Below are 17,656 nucleotides of genomic sequence, written 5' to 3'. Positions count from 1 at the left end.
GCCGCTTGGCGTGTTTGGCGTCGAGCAGTTCGCGCGCGGCGCGCTGTTCCTCGAATGAGGAATAGGTGCCCTTGTAGAGCGTCAGCCGGCCGCGATCGAGGTGCAGGATCTGATCGACCGAGGTGTCCAGCAGGTCGCGGTCGTGGCTGATCACGATCACCGTGCGCGGATAGTTGGCGAGGTGGTTCTCGAGCCACAACGTGCCTTCGAGATCGAGATAGTTGGTCGGTTCGTCCAGCAGCAGCAGGTCGGGCGCGGAGAATAGCGTCGCTGCCAGCGCGACGCGCATGCGCCAGCCGCCGGAGAATTCCGCGCAGGGCCGCGCCTGGTCTGCGGTCGAGAAGCCGAGGCCGGAGAGGATCGCCGCGGCGCGGGCGGGGGCGGAGTGGGCGTCGATGTCGACCAGCCGGGTCTGGATCTCGGCGATCCGGTGGGGGTCGTGCGCAGTCTCGGCCTCGCGCAGCAGCGCGTCGCGCTCGAGGTCGGCCTTCAGCACGACGTTGATCAGGCTTTCCGGCCCGTCGGGCGCTTCCTGCGCCAAGCTGCCGATCCGCCAGCGCGGCGGCAGCGCGATGCTGCCGCTCTCGGTCGGGAGGTCGCCGCGGATGGCATGAAACAGCGTCGACTTGCCGACGCCGTTCCGGCCGACAAATCCGACGCGCGCGCCGGGCACGATTTGCACAGAACTGTGATCAATCAACAGCCGTCCGGCGATCCGGATTGAGATGTCAGTGATGGAGAGCATGCAGCGTTGTCACCGGACCCGCTGCCAAACGCAACCCGTCTACTTGTAAAAATCTCTCCGGACGGCTGTTGCAAAAACGCAATGGGGCTGCTGCTGAGCCCGCAATACCTAATGGTGATCGTTTTCCCGCCGTTGCATCTCCTCGAGGAGTTGCTGCAGGCGGGACGAAAGCGCGGGCTCTGGCCGCAAGCTTTGCTGGAGCCGTTCACCCACGGCGTCGCAGATGTAACGGCAGGTCTTGCGATCAATTTGATCGGGGTCGTTGTTGATCTCGGTTATCGTCATGACACGTCTTTCGGCGAGTTCCACCTCGCATGTTCGAGTAGCTCCTCGCCAAGACAAGTCACGACCCCCGAATTTGGTTTCCGCGCCGCCTTACTCTCGCCTTGAGGTAGTGAGGCGCATCACCTGGTTGGGTTCCCGGCCAGAAAAAAGCCCCGGCGCGAGGCCGGGGCTGAGTTCAGTCAGGGGAGCAGGCGATAGAGTTGATGGATCAGTAGCATCGATTGACCAGGCGCCAGCGGGGACCCCACGGCGTCGGCACCACGCGGCGCACGTAGCAGCCGCCGTAGCCATATCCGTAACCGCCGTAGTAGGCCGGACCTCCGACGATGACGCGCGGGCCACCCCACCAGCCGTGGTGCCATCCACCGTGCCAGCCGCCGTGCCAACCGCCCCAGGCAGAGGCGGAGGTCGGGGCGAGCGCGGCGGCGCCGAGCGAAATTGCGGCAATAGCGGCAAGCGAAATCTTGCGTAACATGATCGTCTCCTCGAGCTATGGGCGCGCGCTGCGCGCCCGCGATGACATCGTTTCCCGAGACGTCCTGTGAGGCTTGCGGATTTGGGGGCCAGCAAGGCGTCCGATCAGTGGACAGCCTATGCGGGTGGAGCTGAACGGCAGCGGCACGGCGCTGACAGAATGGGTTCACCTAGGTGAAATCGCGGTAAGCCAGCCGAGCCGCACCTGTCCGGAGACCGTCTGGACGACGGTTTTCGCCGCGAAAATCCATCAAAACTAAAGGCTAACGCGTCACAGGGTCGCTTGCCGTTACCCCATCGCGCCGATATAAGCCCCGGCAACTCCCAGCCACCGTTTACAAGGACGAAATCATGGCGATTGAACGCACTTTTTCGATCATCAAGCCCGATGCCACCGAGCGCAACCTGACCGGCGCGGTCAATGCGGTGATCGAGAAGGCGGGCCTGCGGGTCGTGGCGCAGAAGCGCATCCAGATGACCCGCGGCCAGGCCGAGACCTTCTACGCCGTCCACAAGGCGCGCCCGTTCTTCGGCGAACTGGTCGACTTCATGACCTCTGGCCCGGTCGTGGTCCAGGTGCTGGAAGGCGAGGGCGCCATCCTGAAGTATCGCGACGTGATGGGCGCGACCGATCCGTCGAAGGCCGCCGAAGGCACCATCCGCAAGCTCTATGCGAAGTCGATCGGCGAGAACTCGGTGCACGGTTCGGATGCGCCGGAGACCGCGGTGATCGAGATCGCGCAGTTCTTCGCCGGTAACGAAATCGTCGGCTAACGACGTACAACTGAAAGTGACACGGTCTCCCTAAAGAGACCGTGTCGAAATAGACTGGGGTGCGGCGGACGACCGCCGCCAGGGGCGGCCGCAAGGCCGAATAGGACTCGCTGTGGACTGGCTGTGGCAGATCTTTGATCCGGCGTACATCGGCGCGTTCTTCACCGAGTTCAAGAACGAGATGGCGACGCCGACCTTCTGGGTCGCCGTCGGCAAGATCATCTGGATCAACGTCCTGCTGTCGGGCGACAACGCGCTCGTGATCGCGATGGCCTGCCGCGGGCTCGCGCCGCGCCAGCGCCTGTGGGGCATGATTCTCGGCGCTGCCGCGGCGGTGCTGCTGCGCGTCATCTTCACCGGCATCGTCGCCAGCCTGATGGAGCTGCCCTACCTGAAGCTCGTCGGCGGACTGGCGCTGATCGTGATCGCCGCCAAGCTCCTGGTGCCGGAGCAGGAGGACGAGGACAGCGTGCATGCGGCCTCGCATCTGTGGGCCGCGGTCCAGATTGTCGTCGTCGCCGACATCGTGATGAGCCTCGACAATGTGATCGCGGTGGCGGCGGCTGCCAATGGCAGCGTGCCGCTGCTGGTGCTCGGCCTTGCGATCAGCGTTCCCCTGATCGTTGCCGGCGCGGCGCTGATCATGGCGCTGCTGACCAAGCTGCCGATCCTGGTCTGGGCCGGCGCCGCGCTGCTCGGCTGGATCGCGGGTGACGTCATCGCGACCGATCCGGCCGTGCATCCGAAGCTCGATACGCTGTTCGCCGGACCGCTCGGCGCCAGGCTCGATTCCTGGCTGACGTCGACCGGGATGTCACCGCAATTCGCGCATGGCGGCAGCGGCGGCGAGATCACGCTCGCGGTGCTCGGCATCGTCGTGGTGCTGGCCATCGGATCGATCTGGCGCCGCCACGCGCTCAGGAAGGCCAAGCATGCCGCCAAGGCGGCGTGAACGGGATTTTTCTCTAGCGCCGCACGATCGAGCCGGCGCGCCCGACCAGCCGTGCCAACTGCCTGAAGCGGCTGCCGACGCGATCGGCGACCAGATCCACCATCCGGTGCTCGAACACCAGCATCAGCTTGCGGCCCTGGGTGCGGAAATGGGTTGCCGGCAGCACGCCGGTGCGCGCCGCCGTAATCAGATGTGCGACGCGGAACGCGGCGCCGAGCACGCGCGCGCGCTCGTCCATCGCCGGCGTCACCAGCGAGCGGATCTGCGGCGGCGGCTCGTTTTCCTCGCTGAGGCCGGCGTAGCGATAGAACACCGAGAGCGCGACGAAGGCGCGCCCTTGATGCGTGATCGAGCCGAAATTGCCGTTCATGATCAGGCTGAGAGTTTCCTCGCCGCGATGATCGGGATGCACCCGCCAGCCGATGTCGGAGAGCAGGCAGGCGACGTGACGCAGCCTGCGGTCTTCCTCGGTCTCGCGCAGCCTGACGACGCGCACCAGGCGGTCGGTCCAGGCGGTCAGTTCCTGGGCGTGGCGGGCGGAGCGCGACAGCAATACGTTGAGGTTCTGGGCGGCGCAGGCCAGCCCGTCCTTGGCGCGCTCGGCCGGCGGCAGCATTTCGTAGAGCAGGCCCTCGCGCACGCCGAAGGTCGAGAACACGATGGTCTTCGGCTGCGCGACGCGGATGATGTATTCGAGCACGAGCGCGGCGTAGGCCAATAGCGGCCGCCGCGCATCGGCGATCGATTCGATGTTGGCCAGCATGTTGGTGGCCGCCAGCCGCCGCAGCCGCTGCGCGAAGTCGAGCGCGTCGACCGCTGGAATCGAATAGCCGTGCATCACCTTGAGCGGATAGCCGCTCTGGATGATGTGGATGCGCGCGAGCGCGCGCCAGGTGCCGCCGACCGCGTAGAAGGTGCGGCCGCGGCCGGTCTTGAGCTGCGCGACGCCGAGCAGCTCGTTCTTGGCGATACGTTCGGCGCGCTTGAGCGATTTGTTCGAGAGGTCCTGCAGCGCGAGGCTGCCGAGCGGCAACGTCACGCCGCTGCGTACGCGGTTGCCTTTGACGTCGATCAGCTCGAGCGAGCCGCCGCCGAGATCGCCGACGATGCCGTTCGGATTGTGTATGCCCGAGACGACGCCGAGCGCCGACAGCTTCGCTTCACGCGGTCCGGTGAGAATCTCGATCTTGGCGCCGCAGATCCGCTCGGCCTTGGCGATGAAGTCCGGACCGTTCTTGGCGTCGCGGCAGGCGGCGGTCGCGATCGCGTAGACCCGGCCGACCTGCTGGATCCTGCACAGCGCACGAAAGCGGCGCAGCGCGGTGAGCGCCTTGTTGACCGCATCGGTTGCGAGCAGGCCGGTGCTCTGCACCTCGCGCCCGAGCCCGCACAGCGCCTTCTCGTTGAAGATGGTGATGAGGCTGCGCGCCATCGACTCGTAAACCACGAGACGAACCGAGTTCGAGCCGATATCGATCACAGCGACGCTGGAAGCGCGCTTCCGCGGCCGCTTCACCGTAAGGCCCCCTTAAGACGATGGCTGCTGACGCTCGTTGCGACGCGTGAGACGGCGCGGTGAAGATTCCTTGAGAGACTTACCACGGCCGGACAGACTCGGATTTGTCATAAAATAGTCATGCAGGTTGAAGGGCTCTTCGCCTTTCGCGGCCTTCATACGCGTTGACGATCCGTCCGGCAACAATTGCCAGCTCTGCTCGGTGTCCTTCAGGTTCGCGACCATGATCTGTTCGAGAACCTGCTGATGCACCGTGGGATTTTGCAGCGGACAGAGAACCTCGACGCGGCGGTCGAGGTTGCGCGGCATCATGTCGGCGGACGAGATATACACAGCAGCTTTTGTGCTCGGCAGGCCCTGGCCCATGCCGAAGCAATAGATTCGGCCGTGTTCCAGGAACCGGCCGATCACCGATTTGACGCGGATGTTCTCCGACAATCCGGGCAGCCCGGGCCGCAGGCAGCAGATGCCGCGCACCACGAGCTCGACCGAGACGCCGGCCTGCGAGGCCTCATACAACGCGTCGATGATGTCGGGGTCGACCAGCGCATTCATCTTCATCCAGACCGCACCGGGCCGGCCGTGCTTGACGTGGGCGATCTCGCCGTGGATGTGCTCGATGATCCGCTTGCGCAGCGTCAGCGGCGACACCGCCATCTTCTCGATGTCGCTCGGCTCGGCATAACCGGTGATGTAGTTGAACACTCGGGCGACGTCGCGGCCGATGATCGGATCCGAGGTGAAATAGGAGAGGTCGGTGTAGATGCGCGCGGTGACCGGATGATAATTGCCGGTGCCGGTGTGCACATAGGTGGTGAGGTTGCCGCCCTCGCGGCGCACCACCATCGACAGCTTGGCATGCGTCTTCAGTTCGATGAAGCCGTAGACCACCTGCACGCCGGCGCGTTCGAGGTCGCGCGCCCAGCGGATATTGGCTTCCTCGTCGAACCGCGCCTTGAGTTCGATCAGCGCGGTCACCGACTTGCCGGCTTCGGCGGCTTCGGCGAGCGCACGCACGATCGGCGAGTTGTTCGAGGTGCGATACAGCGTCTGCTTGATCGCGACCACGTCGGGATCGCGCGCCGCCTGTTGCAGGAACTGGACGACGACGTCGAAGGATTCGTAGGGGTGGTGGACCACGAGGTCCTTCTGGCGGATGGCGGCGAAGATGTCGCCGCCATGGTCGCGCACGCGCTCGGGATGGCGCGGCACATAGGGCGGGAATTCGAGGTCGGGGCGATTGAGGCGGGTGAGTTGCGACAGCTCGTTCATCGCGAGCACGCCGTCGACCAGGATCACCTCATCGTCCGCTGCCGACAGGGCGTGCTGCACGAAGACGCGCAGCTCTTCGGGCATCGAGGCTTCGATTTCGAGCCGGATCACCGACCCGCGCCGGCGGCGCTTGAGCGCGGTCTCGAACAGGCGAACGAGGTCTTCGGCCTCTTCCTCGATTTCGAGTTCGGAGTCCCTGATGATGCGGAACGCGCCCTGGCCCTTGACGGTGTAGCCGGGGAACAGGCGGCCGATGAACAGGCCGGTGGCCTGCTCGAGCGTGATCAGGCGCGCTGGCGCGCCTTCCTTCGACGAGGGAATGCGGATGAAGCGGTCGATCTTGCCGGGCATGCGGATCAGCGCGTTCATCGCCTTGCCGTCGGCGATCCGCGACAATTGCAGCGCGACCGTGAAGCCGAGGTTCGGGATGAACGGGAACGGATGCGCCGGGTCGATCGCCAGCGGCGTCAGCAGCGGGAAGATGCTGTGGAGGAAGTGATCCTCGATCCAGGCGCGCTCGGACTTGGTGACGTCGCGCCCATCGACCAGCTGGATGCCGACCTTGGACAGGATGTCGCGCAGATCGCTCCAGATCGCCTGCTGGTCGGAGGCGAGCTGCGACACCGTCTTGTTGATCATCACGAGCTGATCGGCCGGCAGCAGGCCGTCCGGGCTGCGCTCGGCGATGCCCTCGCGGACCTGCGCCTTGATTCCGGCGACACGGACCATGAAGAACTCGTCGAGGTTATTCGCCGAAATCGACAGGAAGCGGACCCGCTCCAGCACGGGATGGCCGAGATTGACCGATTCCTCGAGCACCCGCCGGTTGAAGTGCAGCCAGGAGAGCTCCCGGTTGATGAATCGCTCGGGGCTGGTCGCGATCGCGGGGACGGGCGGGAGTTCCGCCTCTTTCTCTTTGATTTCAGATGCTTGTGCCGAGTCCATCAAGTGCTGGTCCAATTCGGGGCAGGGGGCCGGAGCGGTCTAGCCGAAGGCCGCACCGACCATGTGATATTGCGATGACGTTTCGATGACATTGACGTTCCGCCCGCCCGCGCCGTCAAGCCGCAGGTCCGCTCAGGCATCCCGCAACAGCTCCGCCGCCAGCGCCCGGGTGACCGGCCGGCCGAGCCGCAGCGCCTCGGTATCCAGCAGCTCGACCGCCTGGCGGACGGCGGTATAGGACCGCTCGATCCGGTTGGTCAGGTAGCTGACCAGCGGCTCGTCCACGCTCATCTGGCGGTCGGCGCAGAACTTGACGATCAGGCCGCGGAACAGCTGGTCGTCGGGCGGCAGCAACGTCACCGTCGGCACGGCGCGGAGCCGCGACCGCAGGTCGCGCAGCTCGATCTCGAACGCCGACGGCGGCACGCGGGCCGTGATCAGCACGTAGGCATCGTCCTGACGCGCGAGATTCATCAGGTGAAACATCGCGCGCTCGTCGAAATCCGACGGCCTCAAATCCTCGACCACCAGCGCGCCGGTCGCGAGTGCTGCCGGTACCGTGTCGGCGGTCAGCGCATGCGCCGCGGTCGCGCGTGCGCCGGCGCTCTCGGCCCAGATCGCGGCGAGGTGGCTTTTGCCGGACCCGTCGGGGCCCACCAGCAGCATGATTCGATTCGGCCAGTCGGGCCAGCTGTCGATCAGCGCCAGTGCTGCTTCATTGGCAGGGCCCTCGAGGAAATCGTCGCGGGTCAGTTTCTCCTCGTGCGGCAAGGCAAAGGCCAATTGACGAGGTTGAACGCTACTGGCCACACAAGTCTCCAAACCACTCTATTCTAGCATGATCCCTGCGCTAACGCTTCGCGTTTGTCGCGCGAGAACCGATCTGCGGATCATGCTCTACCGAGCCTCGATCGTGCTCATGTGCCGCACCCACTCCACGAGATAGAGGGACACCGAACCCAAAGTAAAGATCGTGACGAGGCCCATCAGGATCAGGTCGTAGGGATGCGGCTGAAAGCCGAAACCGAGCGAGGCCAGCACCAACGCCGCGAACGCGACCTGCGCCACCGTGTTCAGCTTCGACACCATCAGCGGCTTCATCTCGACCGGCTTGTCGAACAACCATGACACAATCACGGCGGAGACGATCATGATGTCGCGCGACACCACGAGAATCACGATCCAGCGCGGCACTGCGCCCCAGATTCCGAGCGCGACATAGATCGACACCAAGAGCGCCTTGTCGGCGAGCGGGTCGAGCAGGGCGCCGAGCTCGCTCGTCATGTTGAAGCGCTTGGCGAGGAAACCGTCGACCGCGTCCGAGACGCCGGCGATCACGAAGATCGCGAAAGCGATCTCCATCTGGCTGGACACGATGGCCCAGACGATCACCGGCACCAGGATGATGCGGCCGAGGGTAATGATGTTCGGTATGCTCAACTTGAGTCGCTTCCCGGCTAGAAGCCTGATTTTACTCGATATCCGGCTCTTTTGCGCGGCGGCCGGGTGTTATCTACATAGTATCGCGACAGCATCGCCGCGAGCCATTGCGCAGGGGCGGAATTCCTCGTAACCAGCCCCTGATCATCTGGAATTGGGCATGACCGAGCGCAAAAACGGGCTCACTTACGCGGATTCGGGTGTCGATATCGACGCCGGCAATCGTCTGGTCGATCTGATCAAGCCGATGGTGCGGGCCACCGCACGGCCGGGCGCGGACGCTGAAATCGGCGGATTCGGCGGGCTGTTCGACCTCAAGGCCGCGGGCTTCAAGGATCCTGTCCTGGTGGCCGCGACCGATGGCGTCGGCACCAAGCTGAAGATCGCGATCGAGACCGGTATCCATGGCGGTATCGGCATCGACCTCGTCGCGATGTCGGTCAACGACCTTGTCGTGCAGGGTGCGGAACCGCTGTTCTTCCTCGACTATTTCGCCTGCGGCAAGCTGCATCCGGAGGCCACCGCGCAGATCGTGGCTGGTATCGCCGAGGGCTGCCGCGAATCCGGCTGCGCGCTGATCGGCGGCGAGACCGCCGAGATGCCCGGCCTCTACAAGGACGGCGACTACGACCTCGGCGGCTTCGCTGTCGGTGCGGCCGAACGCGGCACTCTGCTGCCGACCGGGGATATCGCGGCCGGTGACGCGGTGATCGGCCTTGCTTCCTCGGGCGTGCACTCCAACGGCTATTCGCTGGTGCGCAAGCTCGTCGAGCTGTCCGGCGTGGCCTATGACGCGCCGGCACCGTTCGCACCGGTCATGACGCTCGGCGCGGCGCTGCTGACGCCGACCAAGCTCTACGTGAAATCCTGCCTGCGCGCGATCCGCGAGACCGGCGCGGTGAAGGGGCTCGCCCATATCACCGGCGGCGGCTTCACCGACAACATCCCGCGCGTGCTGCCGAAGCATCTCGGTGTCGGCATCGACTTGGCGCGGCTGCCGGTGCTGCCGGTGTTCAAATGGCTGGCGGAGCAGGGCGGCATCGCCGAGCTCGAACTGCTGCGCACCTTCAACTGCGGCATCGGCATGATCGCGATCGTCAAGGCTGATGCGGTCGATGCGGTGACCGAGGCCTTCACCGCCGGCGGCGAGACCGTGACGCTGCTCGGCGAGGTGATCGAGGCGAAGGACGAGCATCGCGTGGTCTATCACGGTCATCTCGATCTCTCGCGATGAAGCGCCGCACAGCCATCCTGATCTCCGGCCGCGGCTCCAACATGGCCGCGCTGATCGAGGCCGCGAAGGCTGCGGACTTTCCGGCCGAGATCGCGGTCGTGATCTCCAACCGCGCCGACGCGCCCGGGCTGGAGAAGGCTGCTGCCAGCGGCATTCCGACAATCGTCATCGCGAGCAAGCCGTTCGGCAAGGACCGCGCCGGCTTCGAGGCGGTGCTGCAAAAGGCGCTCGACGACAACCGGGTCGAGCTGATCTGCCTCGGTGGCTTCATGCGGCTGTTCACCGCCGATTTCGCGCGGCACTGGTACGGGCGGATGCTCAACATCCATCCCTCGTTGCTGCCGTGTTTTCCCGGCCTCGACCCGCACGGCCAGGCGTTGCGTGCAGGGGTCAAGCTGTCCGGCGCGACGGTGCATTTCGTGATCCCGGAGACCGATGCCGGACCGATCGTGATGCAGGGCGCGGTCACCGTGGCCGACGACGATACGCCGGAGACGCTCGCCGCACGCGTGATCGGAATCGAGCATCGCATCTATCCCGAGGCGCTGCGGCTACTGGCGAGCGGCCGGCTCAAGCTGGAAGGCGATCGCTGCAGCACGCAGGGCAGCGCCGCAACCGGCAGCACGTTGATCGCGCCGGCGCCTTAAGGCGCGTCGCCTGCGCCAACGCAAATCCCCAAGAAGGATCCCCCGGGGTGATGCGGCCGGGGGAAGCATCAGGATGAATTCCGCTAGCAGCGTCGATCAGTGAACCTTGAGGTTCTCTGCCGACGCCTTGCCGCGGTTCTCCACCAGCTCGTACTCGACGGTCTGGTTCTCGTTGAGTGTGCTGAGGCCTGCGCGTTCGACCGCCGAGATGTGGACGAACACGTCCTTGTCGCCGACGGCCGGCTTGATGAACCCGTAGCCTTTGGTCGGGTTGAACCATTTGACGGTACCCTTCGGCATCGTCTCTCTCCCAGTCTAGACATAAAAAAGACGCGGCCACGTTTTCCACGTGCCACGCCACAAGCGGGCTTTCAGCTGTCTGTTCAATTCCCCGGTCTTCAGATCCAAAGTCTTCAAGTCCGCAGTTTCGCCTCTCGAAGCCTTGGATAGAAACGTCGTGAAACGCACAGTCGAACGGCCGCAATCCGATTGTGAAGGGATTGCAACACGAAAATTGCGGCTTAGCAAGCGCGGTGGTTTTGCGTGACGCAACCTCAGCCTGTGCAGGTCGAACTATAGGCCCGAGACGTTCGGCCACTGGCCGACGGGCGGATGGAACCTGGTGCGCTAGCCCCGATCCACCCGCACCACGCGGCCCTTGTCGATCGCGAGCGCGAGCTGGCCGTGCTTGAGCTTGAGTGCCGCTTCGCCGAACAATTCGCGCCGCCAGCCATGCAGGGCGCCGACCTCGGCCTGATCGCTGGCCGCGATCTGCTCGAGGTCGTCGACGGTGGCGATCACCTTGCTGGCGACGCCATGGCGCTCCGAGGTCATGCGGAGCAGCACCTTGAGCAGCTCGACGGTCGCCGCACCGTTGGAATTGTTTCTGGGCTTTTCCAGCTTGGGCAGCGTCGCCTGGTCGCGGGCCAGCCCGCGCTGCACCGCGGCGATGATGTCGGCGCCCCATTTCGAGCGCTCGAAACCCTTCGGCAGCGAGCGCAGGTTGCCGAGCTTCTCCAGCGAGGTCGGCGCATGGGTGGCGATGTCGCCGACCGCATCGTCCTTGAGCACGCGCGAGCGCGGCACGTCGCGGCTTTGCGCCTCCTGCTCGCGCCAGGCCGCGACCTCGATAAGCACCGCGAGCTCGCGCGGCTTGCGCACGCGGGTCTTGAGCCGCTCCCAGGCACGTTCGGGATGGAAGTCGTAGGTCTTCGGCGAGGTCAGGATCTCCATTTCCTCGCTGACCCAGTCGCTGCGGTCGCGCTTGCGCAAATCGGCATCGAGCGCGGCGAAAACTTCGCGCAGATGCGTCACGTCGGAGACGGCGTAATGCAACTGCTCTTCAGTCAGCGGGCGGCGCGACCAGTCGGTGAAGCGGTGGGTCTTGTCGGGGCGATGGCCGGTGACGCGATCGACCAGCTGGTCATAGGCGATGCTGTCGCCATAGCCGAGCACCATGGCCGCGACCTGGGTGTCGAAGATCGGATGCGGGATCGTGCCGGAGAGGTGCCAGACGATTTCGATGTCCTGCCGCGCGGCGTGGAAGACCTTGAGCACGGCCTCGTTCGACATCAATTCGAAGAACGGCTTGAGGTCGATGCCGGGCGCCAGCGCGTCGACCACGACGGCTTCGTCCGCACTTGCCATCTGCACGACGCAGAGCAGGGGATAGTAGGTCGTCTCCCGCAGGAACTCGGTGTCGACGGTGATGACCTTGTGTTGGGCGAGCCGATCACAGGCGGCGGCGAGGTCGGAGGTCGTGCTAATCAGATCCATGAAGTATCCATGACGGCTTGACCACACGCGTTCTGCCGAAAGGGCAGCTATGTCAAGGGTCTTGCAGGGATTTTGGCCCTGCATATAGGGCAGAACTGGGCTTAATTGTATGGCTCGGCGCATGTCCTGGGCGTGATTTGGCGGTCTCGCGACGCGGTTTGCGCCCGAGGTTTGCTGTTTTCACGCCCTCGGCTTGGCAGAGGGCGCAGGGAAAGCCGGGTGCCGATCGCACCCATGGGCCCCGAGCAATGGGTAGAGAGCTCGGGGGTAGGACCACAGGTGTAACCGGAGCAATCCGGCTTTCCCTGCGCGATGGGTTACGGCTTACTTCGTGCTCTCCCCGGCGAGACTGGGCTTGCTTGTCACCGCCTTCGCAACACGCTTTCGCGTCCTGCGCGAGGACACCTGCCACTAGGGCGTCAGGACCACACGACTTCACCGTCCGCATCACGCGCACTCGTCAGTTGCGCGCTCGGCGTCCACCGCATCTCGACCCACGTTCGTGACGACCGCGAAGCGCCCCTCGATCGGGTGAGACGGGCGCATTGAACATCTGAGTTGGGTCAGACGTCAAGTAAAATTCTGAAAAGCCGAACCAGTAGATTGCCGGCTGATAATGCGTGACGTAACTTGCGAAACAACCTGAAGTCGAATCGAGCTGCAGAGAGCCACCACCGTGATCGCGACGCGGCCCGGGTCAGTTACCAGCGAGCTGTTTCAAATCGCCTCTGATGTCCCGGAGCATCGCCGCGATGCTGTGCTCGACGACATCAGTAGCATCATCGACACGAATTGGCTGACCGAAGGACGATTTTGGTCTCGCCAGCACTCGCCGTTCAAGCCCGACCACGGCCTTGTCCTGCTCCACCACGGCGGTGAATGCGTGGCTTACCTGATCATTCAGCGGCTGGCTCTTGAGGGCAGCCCCGTGATCTATCTTTCGGGCACCGCGGTCCGAGATGCCTATCGCGGCAGCAGCCTTTTCAAGCGGATGTTCGACACGGCAATGATGGCGGAGTTCGGTGACCCGGCGGCACCGGAAGAGTTCTGCCTGTGCTGGCGGACGCGAAACCCCGTCATCTACGTGCTGGGTCGCGCGCAATGCCGAAGCGTCGTTCCTGCCATTTCGGACGAGACACACGGCGGCGCCCTCGAAGATCTCTGTCTCAGATTGGCCGCGACCCTGTTCCCCCGCCAGGCCATTGAGCGGGCGACGATGGCGATGCGAGGCGCCTATGGCCGGCTGCGCTATCGCGATGAGCCGACGACCCAAACCTCGCCGGATGTCGACCGGTGGTTCGCGCAAGCCATCCCCAACAGATCAGATGCGGTGTTCTGCGCAGGATGGGCGAGCAATCGCTGGGCGAGGCGCTGAGCGACGAGGGGCGCGTTGAGCGCAATTGCGCACCTGAGGGCAGTCCGAAGGACTGAGCCCGGAACCCATAGAGCCGCGCAACTCGTGGATGAATGGATTCCGGGTTCTCGCTTTGCGAGCCCCGGAATGACGGAGGAGGCTGCGGCTTGCGCCGTCGGGCAAATCAGTGGCAGGGGGCCGTCCAGCGCGCGCGACAGAGACTTCCGCTATTAAGAAATAGATCCCCCAAACCGTTGGCCTGCAACTCATTGGGATTACCTCCAGCAGGAGCCGACCAGGCGCTTCCACTGCAACCCATTTTGGGGACCGATTTGATGGTCAGCTTGGTCTCGGGGCGCACACTATCTCTGTCGCCAAGGCGCCGCAGAGTAGCGCGATCTTTCAATAGGGTACTTGTGGGACTTCCGATCCGTTGTAAGGTGGAGCATGCGGCACTCGCATGGCTGTTGCCCAAAAAGGGCAGGCATCACCATAACAGGAGCGAACCAACGCGCCGGTTTTTGGGATCGAGACCGACATGGCTGGCGGCGGATCGTTCGATACGTTCCCCAAATTGCTGCTGCGAAATGCCGCGCAGTTTGGCACGCGGCCAGCGTTTCGGCACAAGGATCTCGGTATCTGGCAGAACTGGACCTGGGCTCAAGTTGCCGAGATCGTGCGAGCTTACGCCGCCGGCCTGGATCGCCTTGGCCTGCGGCAAGGCGACACGATCGCTGTTGTTGGCTCAAATCGGCCGAAGCTCTACTGGACCATGATGGCAGCGCAGATGCTGCGCGCCATTCCCGTTCCGGTCTACTCGGATGCCGTGGCGGATGAGCTTGCCTTCGTCCTCGCTCACGCCGAGGCGAAGCTCGTCGCAGCGCAGGACCAGGAGCAGGTCGACAAGGTCTTGTCGGTGTCCGACCGACTGCCGCAACTCGACAAGATTGTCTACGACGAGCCGCGCGGCCTCGACGGCTACGACCGCAGTGGATTGATCGCAATCGGCGATATCATCGAGGACGGTCGCACCGCGCTTGCGGCCGACGTGGCTCTTGGTGAACGGATTGATGAATACGTTCGAACGGGGAACGGTTCGGACATTGCGGTCATCCTCTACACCTCGGGAACGACTGGAGTGCCGAAGGGTGTCATGCTGTCGGCGCGCGGCTGCATCGATGCTGCAACCGACACCACGCGATTCGACAAGCTGACCGACAAGGACGTGGTGCTCGCCTATCTGCCGCTGGCCTGGGCGGGCGATCATTACGTCAGCTATGTGCAGGGCCTCGTGGCCGGATTCTGCATGGCGTGTCCCGAGAGCAGCGACACAATCGAGCAGGATCGGCATGAGATAGGACCAACCTTCTACCTGGCCCCGCCACGCGGTTTCGAGGCCATGCTGACGCGGTTGATGGTCCGCATGGAGGACGCCGCGCCGCTCAAGCGGCGGTTGTTCAACTACTTTCTGGACGTCGCACGCCGGTATGGCGAGCAAGTCTTGACCGGACGTCCGGTACCGCTGTCGGGCCGGTTGCTCTATGCGCTCGGACGCTCGCTGGTCTACGAGCCTCTCAAGAACGTCCTTGGCTTGTCTCTGGTGCGGGTCGCCTACACTGGAGGCGAAGCCATCGGTCCGGATCTGTTCGCGTTATACCGCTCGATTGGATTGAATCTGAAACAACTCTACGGCCAGACCGAAGCGTTCCTTTATGTAACGTGCCAGCCTGATGGGGAGATCTACTCGGACACGGTTGGTCCGGCGGCGCCCAACGTTGACATCCGCATTGCGGAATCGGGCGAAGTGCAATTCCGCTCGCCCGGCATGTTCCTCGGATATTTCAAGGATCAGGCAAAGACCGCGGAAGCCATGACGTCCGACGGATACGTCAGGACCGGCGATGCGGGCTTTTTTGACGAGAAGACCGGGCATCTGAAGATCATCGATCGTGCGAAGGACGTCGGTCGGCTGGTTGACGGCACGATGTTTGCCCCGAAGTACCTTGAGAACAAGCTGAAGTTCTATCCCAATATCAAGGAAGCGATCACGCTCGGTGACTCCCGGGAGTTCGTTTGCGCGATGCTCAACATCGACCCCGTCGCCGTCGCGAATTGGGCGGAACGCAACAACGTCGCCTACGGATCCTATCAGGAGCTTGCCGGGCATCCGCTGGTCTACGACATGGTCGCGAAGGACGTTGCCGCGGTGAACCGTTCGCTTGCCGGGGAAAAGGCGCTTGCAGGCGCCCAGATTCGCCGCTTTCTCATTCTGCACAAGGAGCTCGATGCGGATGACGGCGAACTGACCCGCACGCAGAAGGTACGCCGCCGCTTCATTGCCGAGCGCTATGCGCCGTTGGTTACGGCACTCTACAACGGGGCGCATGACGCCGACATTTCCACGGAAGTCACCTTCGAGGATGGCCGGAAGGGCACGACCGCGGCACGGGTCAGGATTTGCGACATGCAAGCCATTGGTTCGGGTGAATCTCTGGGGAGAGCCGCATGAGAGCGCCGGACACCAACGACATCTTGCTTGAGGTCGAGCGCGTGGTGCTCTCCTTCGGAGGTGTCAAGGCGCTGAGGGACGTTTCGTTTAACATCAGGAAAGGCGAAATCCGGGCCATCATCGGCCCCAACGGCGCCGGCAAGACTTCGATGCTGAACGTCATCAACGGTTTCTATCGCCCCAATCATGGCGCCATCACCTTCAAAGGGCGCACCCGGGCCAAGATGCAGCCCTTCGAGGCGGCACGGGGCGGCATCGCGCGCACCTTTCAGAATGTCGCCCTGTTCAAGGGCATGAGCGCGCTCGACAACATCATGGCAGGCCGTACCTTGAAGGTGCGCCGAGGCCTGTTGTGGCAGGTGCTGCGTTTGGGACCAGCTCTGGCGGAGGAGGTCGAGCATCGGCGCAAGGTCGAGGAGATCATCGACTTCCTCGAGATAGAGACAATCCGCAAGGTGCCGGTCGGGCGTTTGCCGTATGGTTTGCAGAAGCGTGTCGAACTTGGTCGCGCTCTGGCGATGGAGCCCGACCTTCTTCTCCTCGACGAGCCGATGGCCGGCATGAACCTCGAGGAGAAGGAGGACATGTCGCGGTTCATCATAGATGTGAACAATCATTACGGCACGACCATCGCCCTGATCGAGCACGATATGGCCGTGGTCATGGATCTGTCGGATCGCGTGGCGGTGCTCGATCACGGCGTAAAGATCGCCGACGGCACGCCTGACGAGGTGAAGAGAAGTCAGACCGTCATCGACGCCTATCTTGGCATTGCACACTGAGGAGCGCTCTTGATCGCATTCGGTCAGTTTCTCGAGGTCCTGATCGGCGGATTGATGTCCGGCGTCCTCTATTCGCTGGTCGCGCTCGGCTTCGTGCTGATCTTCAAGGCATCCGGCGTGTTCAATTATGCGCAGGGAGCGATGGTATTGCTCGCAGGGCTGGCGCTGGTTCGTGCCCTCGACCTCCTGGTCGCCAATGGTTTTCCGCTTTGGGTCGCGGTCGTGCTCGCCATCGGTTTTGCCGCCGTGATCATGGCGGCAACGGCCTGGCTCATCGAGCGGTTCGTGATCGGACCTCTCGTCAACCAGGACGCCCTCACGCTGTTCATGTCTACGATCGGCGTGACGTTCGTCATCGAGGGCGTGGCGGAGATGATCTTCGGATCGGATGTCTACCCGTTGCGGCTGTTCCCGACCGACGCCTGGTTCTTGTTTGAAGGGCTCTTCCCGGGCGGGATTCTGGTCAACAAGCTGGACGTCTGGGGCGCGTTGATTGCCGGCATCCTGGTCGGCGGCCTCGCGATCTTCTTTCAGCGCACCAAGACCGGTCGTGCGCTCAGGGCCGTGGCCGACGACCATCTTGCCGCGCACTCGGTCGGGATTCCAATCAGTTGGATTTGGTTCGTGGTCTGGCTCGTTGCAGGTCTCGTTGCGTTGGTCGCGGCGACGGTGTGGGGTACCAAGCTTGGCGTGCAGTTCTCCATCACCTTCCTTGCGCTGAAGGCCCTGCCGGTTTTGATCATCGGAGGCCTCACCTCCATTCCGGGAGCCATCGTCGGCGGGCTCATCGTGGGGGCGGGTGAGAAGATTGCCGAGGTGTATCTGGGGCCATCCATCGGCGGCGGTATCGAATACTGGTTTGCCTACGTGCTGGCGTTGGCGGTGCTGCTTGTGCGGCCACAGGGGCTGTTCGGCGAGCGGATCATCGAACGCATCTGAGGCAAGGAGGTC

18 protein-coding genes are annotated in these 17,656 nt (G+C 63.9%); 10 read left to right on the top strand and 8 right to left on the bottom strand.

Annotation, left to right across the window (positions count from 1 at the left end; translation table 11 throughout):
• Positions 1 to 745, bottom strand: a 745-nt coding sequence (locus QMZ05_RS04925) for an ATP-binding cassette domain-containing protein (RefSeq protein ID WP_353699748.1), incomplete at its 3' end; no start/stop codon positions are given.
• A gap of 81 nt (positions 746 to 826) precedes the next feature.
• Here QMZ05_RS04925 and QMZ05_RS04920 point away from each other — a divergent pair.
• The gene (locus tag QMZ05_RS04920) at positions 827 to 1,135 is read left to right on the top strand and encodes a hypothetical protein (protein ID WP_353699754.1); all 309 of its coding nucleotides are present in this window, start codon (positions 827 to 829) and stop codon (positions 1,133 to 1,135) included.
• Between the two features lie 103 nt (positions 1,136 to 1,238).
• On the opposite strand, the gene QMZ05_RS04915 is transcribed toward QMZ05_RS04920, so the two are convergent.
• Positions 1,239 to 1,505: a hypothetical protein gene (locus QMZ05_RS04915; protein ID WP_050627571.1), complete on the bottom strand. Its 267-nt coding sequence runs from the start codon at positions 1,503 to 1,505 to the stop codon at positions 1,239 to 1,241.
• Between the two features lie 118 nt (positions 1,506 to 1,623).
• Between QMZ05_RS04915 and QMZ05_RS04910 the strand changes: the two genes are divergently transcribed.
• The 3 genes from QMZ05_RS04910 (at position 1,624) to QMZ05_RS04900 (ending at position 3,230) form a co-directional block, all read left to right on the top strand.
• Positions 1,624 to 1,764 carry a hypothetical protein gene (locus QMZ05_RS04910; RefSeq protein ID WP_353699747.1) on the top strand — a complete coding sequence of 47 codons (141 nt, stop codon included), beginning with the start codon at positions 1,624 to 1,626 and terminating at the stop codon, positions 1,762 to 1,764.
• Between the two features lie 91 nt (positions 1,765 to 1,855).
• Entirely contained in the window at positions 1,856 to 2,278 is a 423-nt protein-coding gene (ndk, locus tag QMZ05_RS04905) for a nucleoside-diphosphate kinase (RefSeq protein ID WP_050425938.1), read from the top strand.
• A gap of 112 nt (positions 2,279 to 2,390) precedes the next feature.
• A complete protein-coding gene (locus QMZ05_RS04900; protein ID WP_353699746.1) occupies positions 2,391 to 3,230 on the top strand; it encodes a TerC family protein in 840 nt (279 codons plus the stop codon).
• 13 nt (positions 3,231 to 3,243) lie between these two features.
• Here the strand turns inward: QMZ05_RS04900 and ppx are convergent, their stop codons facing one another.
• The 4 genes from ppx to QMZ05_RS04880 all read right to left on the bottom strand — a co-directional run bounded on the left by ppx (position 3,244) and on the right by QMZ05_RS04880 (position 8,403).
• Positions 3,244 to 4,746, bottom strand: coding sequence for an exopolyphosphatase (gene ppx / locus QMZ05_RS04895; protein ID WP_353699745.1), 1,503 nt, complete (start codon positions 4,744 to 4,746; stop codon positions 3,244 to 3,246).
• 12 nt (positions 4,747 to 4,758) lie between these two features.
• Positions 4,759 to 6,963: an RNA degradosome polyphosphate kinase gene (locus QMZ05_RS04890; RefSeq protein ID WP_353699744.1), complete on the bottom strand. Its 2,205-nt coding sequence runs from the start codon at positions 6,961 to 6,963 to the stop codon at positions 4,759 to 4,761.
• A 132-nt stretch (positions 6,964 to 7,095) separates the two neighbouring features.
• Positions 7,096 to 7,773: a DnaA/Hda family protein gene (locus QMZ05_RS04885; protein ID WP_353699743.1), complete on the bottom strand. Its 678-nt coding sequence runs from the start codon at positions 7,771 to 7,773 to the stop codon at positions 7,096 to 7,098.
• Positions 7,774 to 7,860: 87 nt separating this feature from the next.
• Positions 7,861 to 8,403, bottom strand: a complete 543-nt coding sequence (locus QMZ05_RS04880; RefSeq protein ID WP_028332358.1) for a CDP-alcohol phosphatidyltransferase family protein — start codon at positions 8,401 to 8,403, stop codon at positions 7,861 to 7,863.
• Positions 8,404 to 8,563: 160 nt separating this feature from the next.
• Here QMZ05_RS04880 and purM point away from each other — a divergent pair, with 160 nt between their 5' ends.
• Positions 8,564 to 9,637, top strand: a complete 1,074-nt coding sequence (gene purM, locus QMZ05_RS04875) for a phosphoribosylformylglycinamidine cyclo-ligase (RefSeq protein WP_223968010.1) — start codon at positions 8,564 to 8,566, stop codon at positions 9,635 to 9,637.
• On the top strand, positions 9,634 to 10,284 hold the full coding sequence (purN, locus tag QMZ05_RS04870; RefSeq protein WP_353699742.1) for a phosphoribosylglycinamide formyltransferase: 651 nt from the start codon (positions 9,634 to 9,636) through the stop codon (positions 10,282 to 10,284). Before purM ends, purN begins: the two co-directional genes overlap by 4 nt.
• Positions 10,285 to 10,380: 96 nt before the next feature.
• Here purN and QMZ05_RS04865 read toward each other — a convergent pair whose 3' ends face one another.
• Both QMZ05_RS04865 and rnd read right to left on the bottom strand, forming a co-directional pair.
• Positions 10,381 to 10,584 (bottom strand): cold-shock protein, encoded by a 204-nt coding sequence (locus tag QMZ05_RS04865; RefSeq protein ID WP_021079877.1) that lies wholly within the window; start codon positions 10,582 to 10,584, stop codon positions 10,381 to 10,383.
• 327 nt (positions 10,585 to 10,911) lie between these two features.
• Entirely contained in the window at positions 10,912 to 12,060 is a 1,149-nt protein-coding gene (gene rnd / locus QMZ05_RS04860) for a ribonuclease D (protein WP_050425945.1), read from the bottom strand.
• Between the two features lie 676 nt (positions 12,061 to 12,736).
• On the opposite strand from rnd, the gene QMZ05_RS04855 reads away from it, so the two are divergent.
• From QMZ05_RS04855 to QMZ05_RS04840, 4 genes are all read left to right on the top strand, one after another.
• Positions 12,737 to 13,435, top strand: coding sequence for a hypothetical protein (locus QMZ05_RS04855; protein ID WP_353699741.1), 699 nt, complete (start codon positions 12,737 to 12,739; stop codon positions 13,433 to 13,435).
• 517 nt (positions 13,436 to 13,952) lie between these two features.
• Positions 13,953 to 15,923 carry an AMP-binding protein gene (locus QMZ05_RS04850; protein ID WP_353699740.1) on the top strand — a complete coding sequence of 657 codons (1,971 nt, stop codon included), beginning with the start codon at positions 13,953 to 13,955 and terminating at the stop codon, positions 15,921 to 15,923.
• Positions 15,920 to 16,705, top strand: a complete 786-nt coding sequence (locus QMZ05_RS04845; protein WP_353699739.1) for an ABC transporter ATP-binding protein — start codon at positions 15,920 to 15,922, stop codon at positions 16,703 to 16,705. Before QMZ05_RS04850 ends, QMZ05_RS04845 begins: the two co-directional genes overlap by 4 nt.
• A gap of 9 nt (positions 16,706 to 16,714) precedes the next feature.
• Positions 16,715 to 17,644, top strand: coding sequence for a branched-chain amino acid ABC transporter permease (locus tag QMZ05_RS04840; RefSeq protein WP_128971443.1), 930 nt, complete (start codon positions 16,715 to 16,717; stop codon positions 17,642 to 17,644).
• The last annotated feature ends 12 nt before the right edge of the window (positions 17,645 to 17,656 follow it).

The organism is Bradyrhizobium sp. INPA03-11B (assembly GCF_040446015.1).
In the GTDB taxonomy this organism is placed as follows: Bacteria; Pseudomonadota; Alphaproteobacteria; order Rhizobiales; family Xanthobacteraceae; genus Bradyrhizobium; species Bradyrhizobium macuxiense_A.
The sequence above is the reverse complement of the archived record's forward strand: the minus strand, read 5'-3'. Positions and strand labels throughout refer to the sequence as shown.

What these genes read in the sequence shown, in the direction of transcription:
- QMZ05_RS04865 (WP_021079877.1), bottom strand. Translation starts at nt 10,584, where the DNA reads ATGCCGAAGGGTACCGTCAAATGGTTCAACCCGACCAAAGGCTACGGG.
- QMZ05_RS04915 (WP_050627571.1), bottom strand. Translation starts at nt 1,505, where the DNA reads ATGTTACGCAAGATTTCGCTTGCCGCTATTGCCGCAATTTCGCTCGGC.
- purN (WP_353699742.1), top strand. Translation starts at nt 9,634, where the DNA reads ATGAAGCGCCGCACAGCCATCCTGATCTCCGGCCGCGGCTCCAACATG.
- rnd (WP_050425945.1), bottom strand. Translation starts at nt 12,060, where the DNA reads ATGGATCTGATTAGCACGACCTCCGACCTCGCCGCCGCCTGTGATCGG.
- QMZ05_RS04890 (WP_353699744.1), bottom strand. Translation starts at nt 6,963, where the DNA reads ATGGACTCGGCACAAGCATCTGAAATCAAAGAGAAAGAGGCGGAACTC.
- ndk (WP_050425938.1), top strand. Translation starts at nt 1,856, where the DNA reads ATGGCGATTGAACGCACTTTTTCGATCATCAAGCCCGATGCCACCGAG.
- purM (WP_223968010.1), top strand. Translation starts at nt 8,564, where the DNA reads ATGACCGAGCGCAAAAACGGGCTCACTTACGCGGATTCGGGTGTCGAT.
- QMZ05_RS04850 (WP_353699740.1), top strand. Translation starts at nt 13,953, where the DNA reads ATGGCTGGCGGCGGATCGTTCGATACGTTCCCCAAATTGCTGCTGCGA.
- QMZ05_RS04845 (WP_353699739.1), top strand. Translation starts at nt 15,920, where the DNA reads ATGAGAGCGCCGGACACCAACGACATCTTGCTTGAGGTCGAGCGCGTG.
- QMZ05_RS04910 (WP_353699747.1), top strand. Translation starts at nt 1,624, where the DNA reads ATGCGGGTGGAGCTGAACGGCAGCGGCACGGCGCTGACAGAATGGGTT.
- QMZ05_RS04920 (WP_353699754.1), top strand. Translation starts at nt 827, where the DNA reads ATGGGGCTGCTGCTGAGCCCGCAATACCTAATGGTGATCGTTTTCCCG.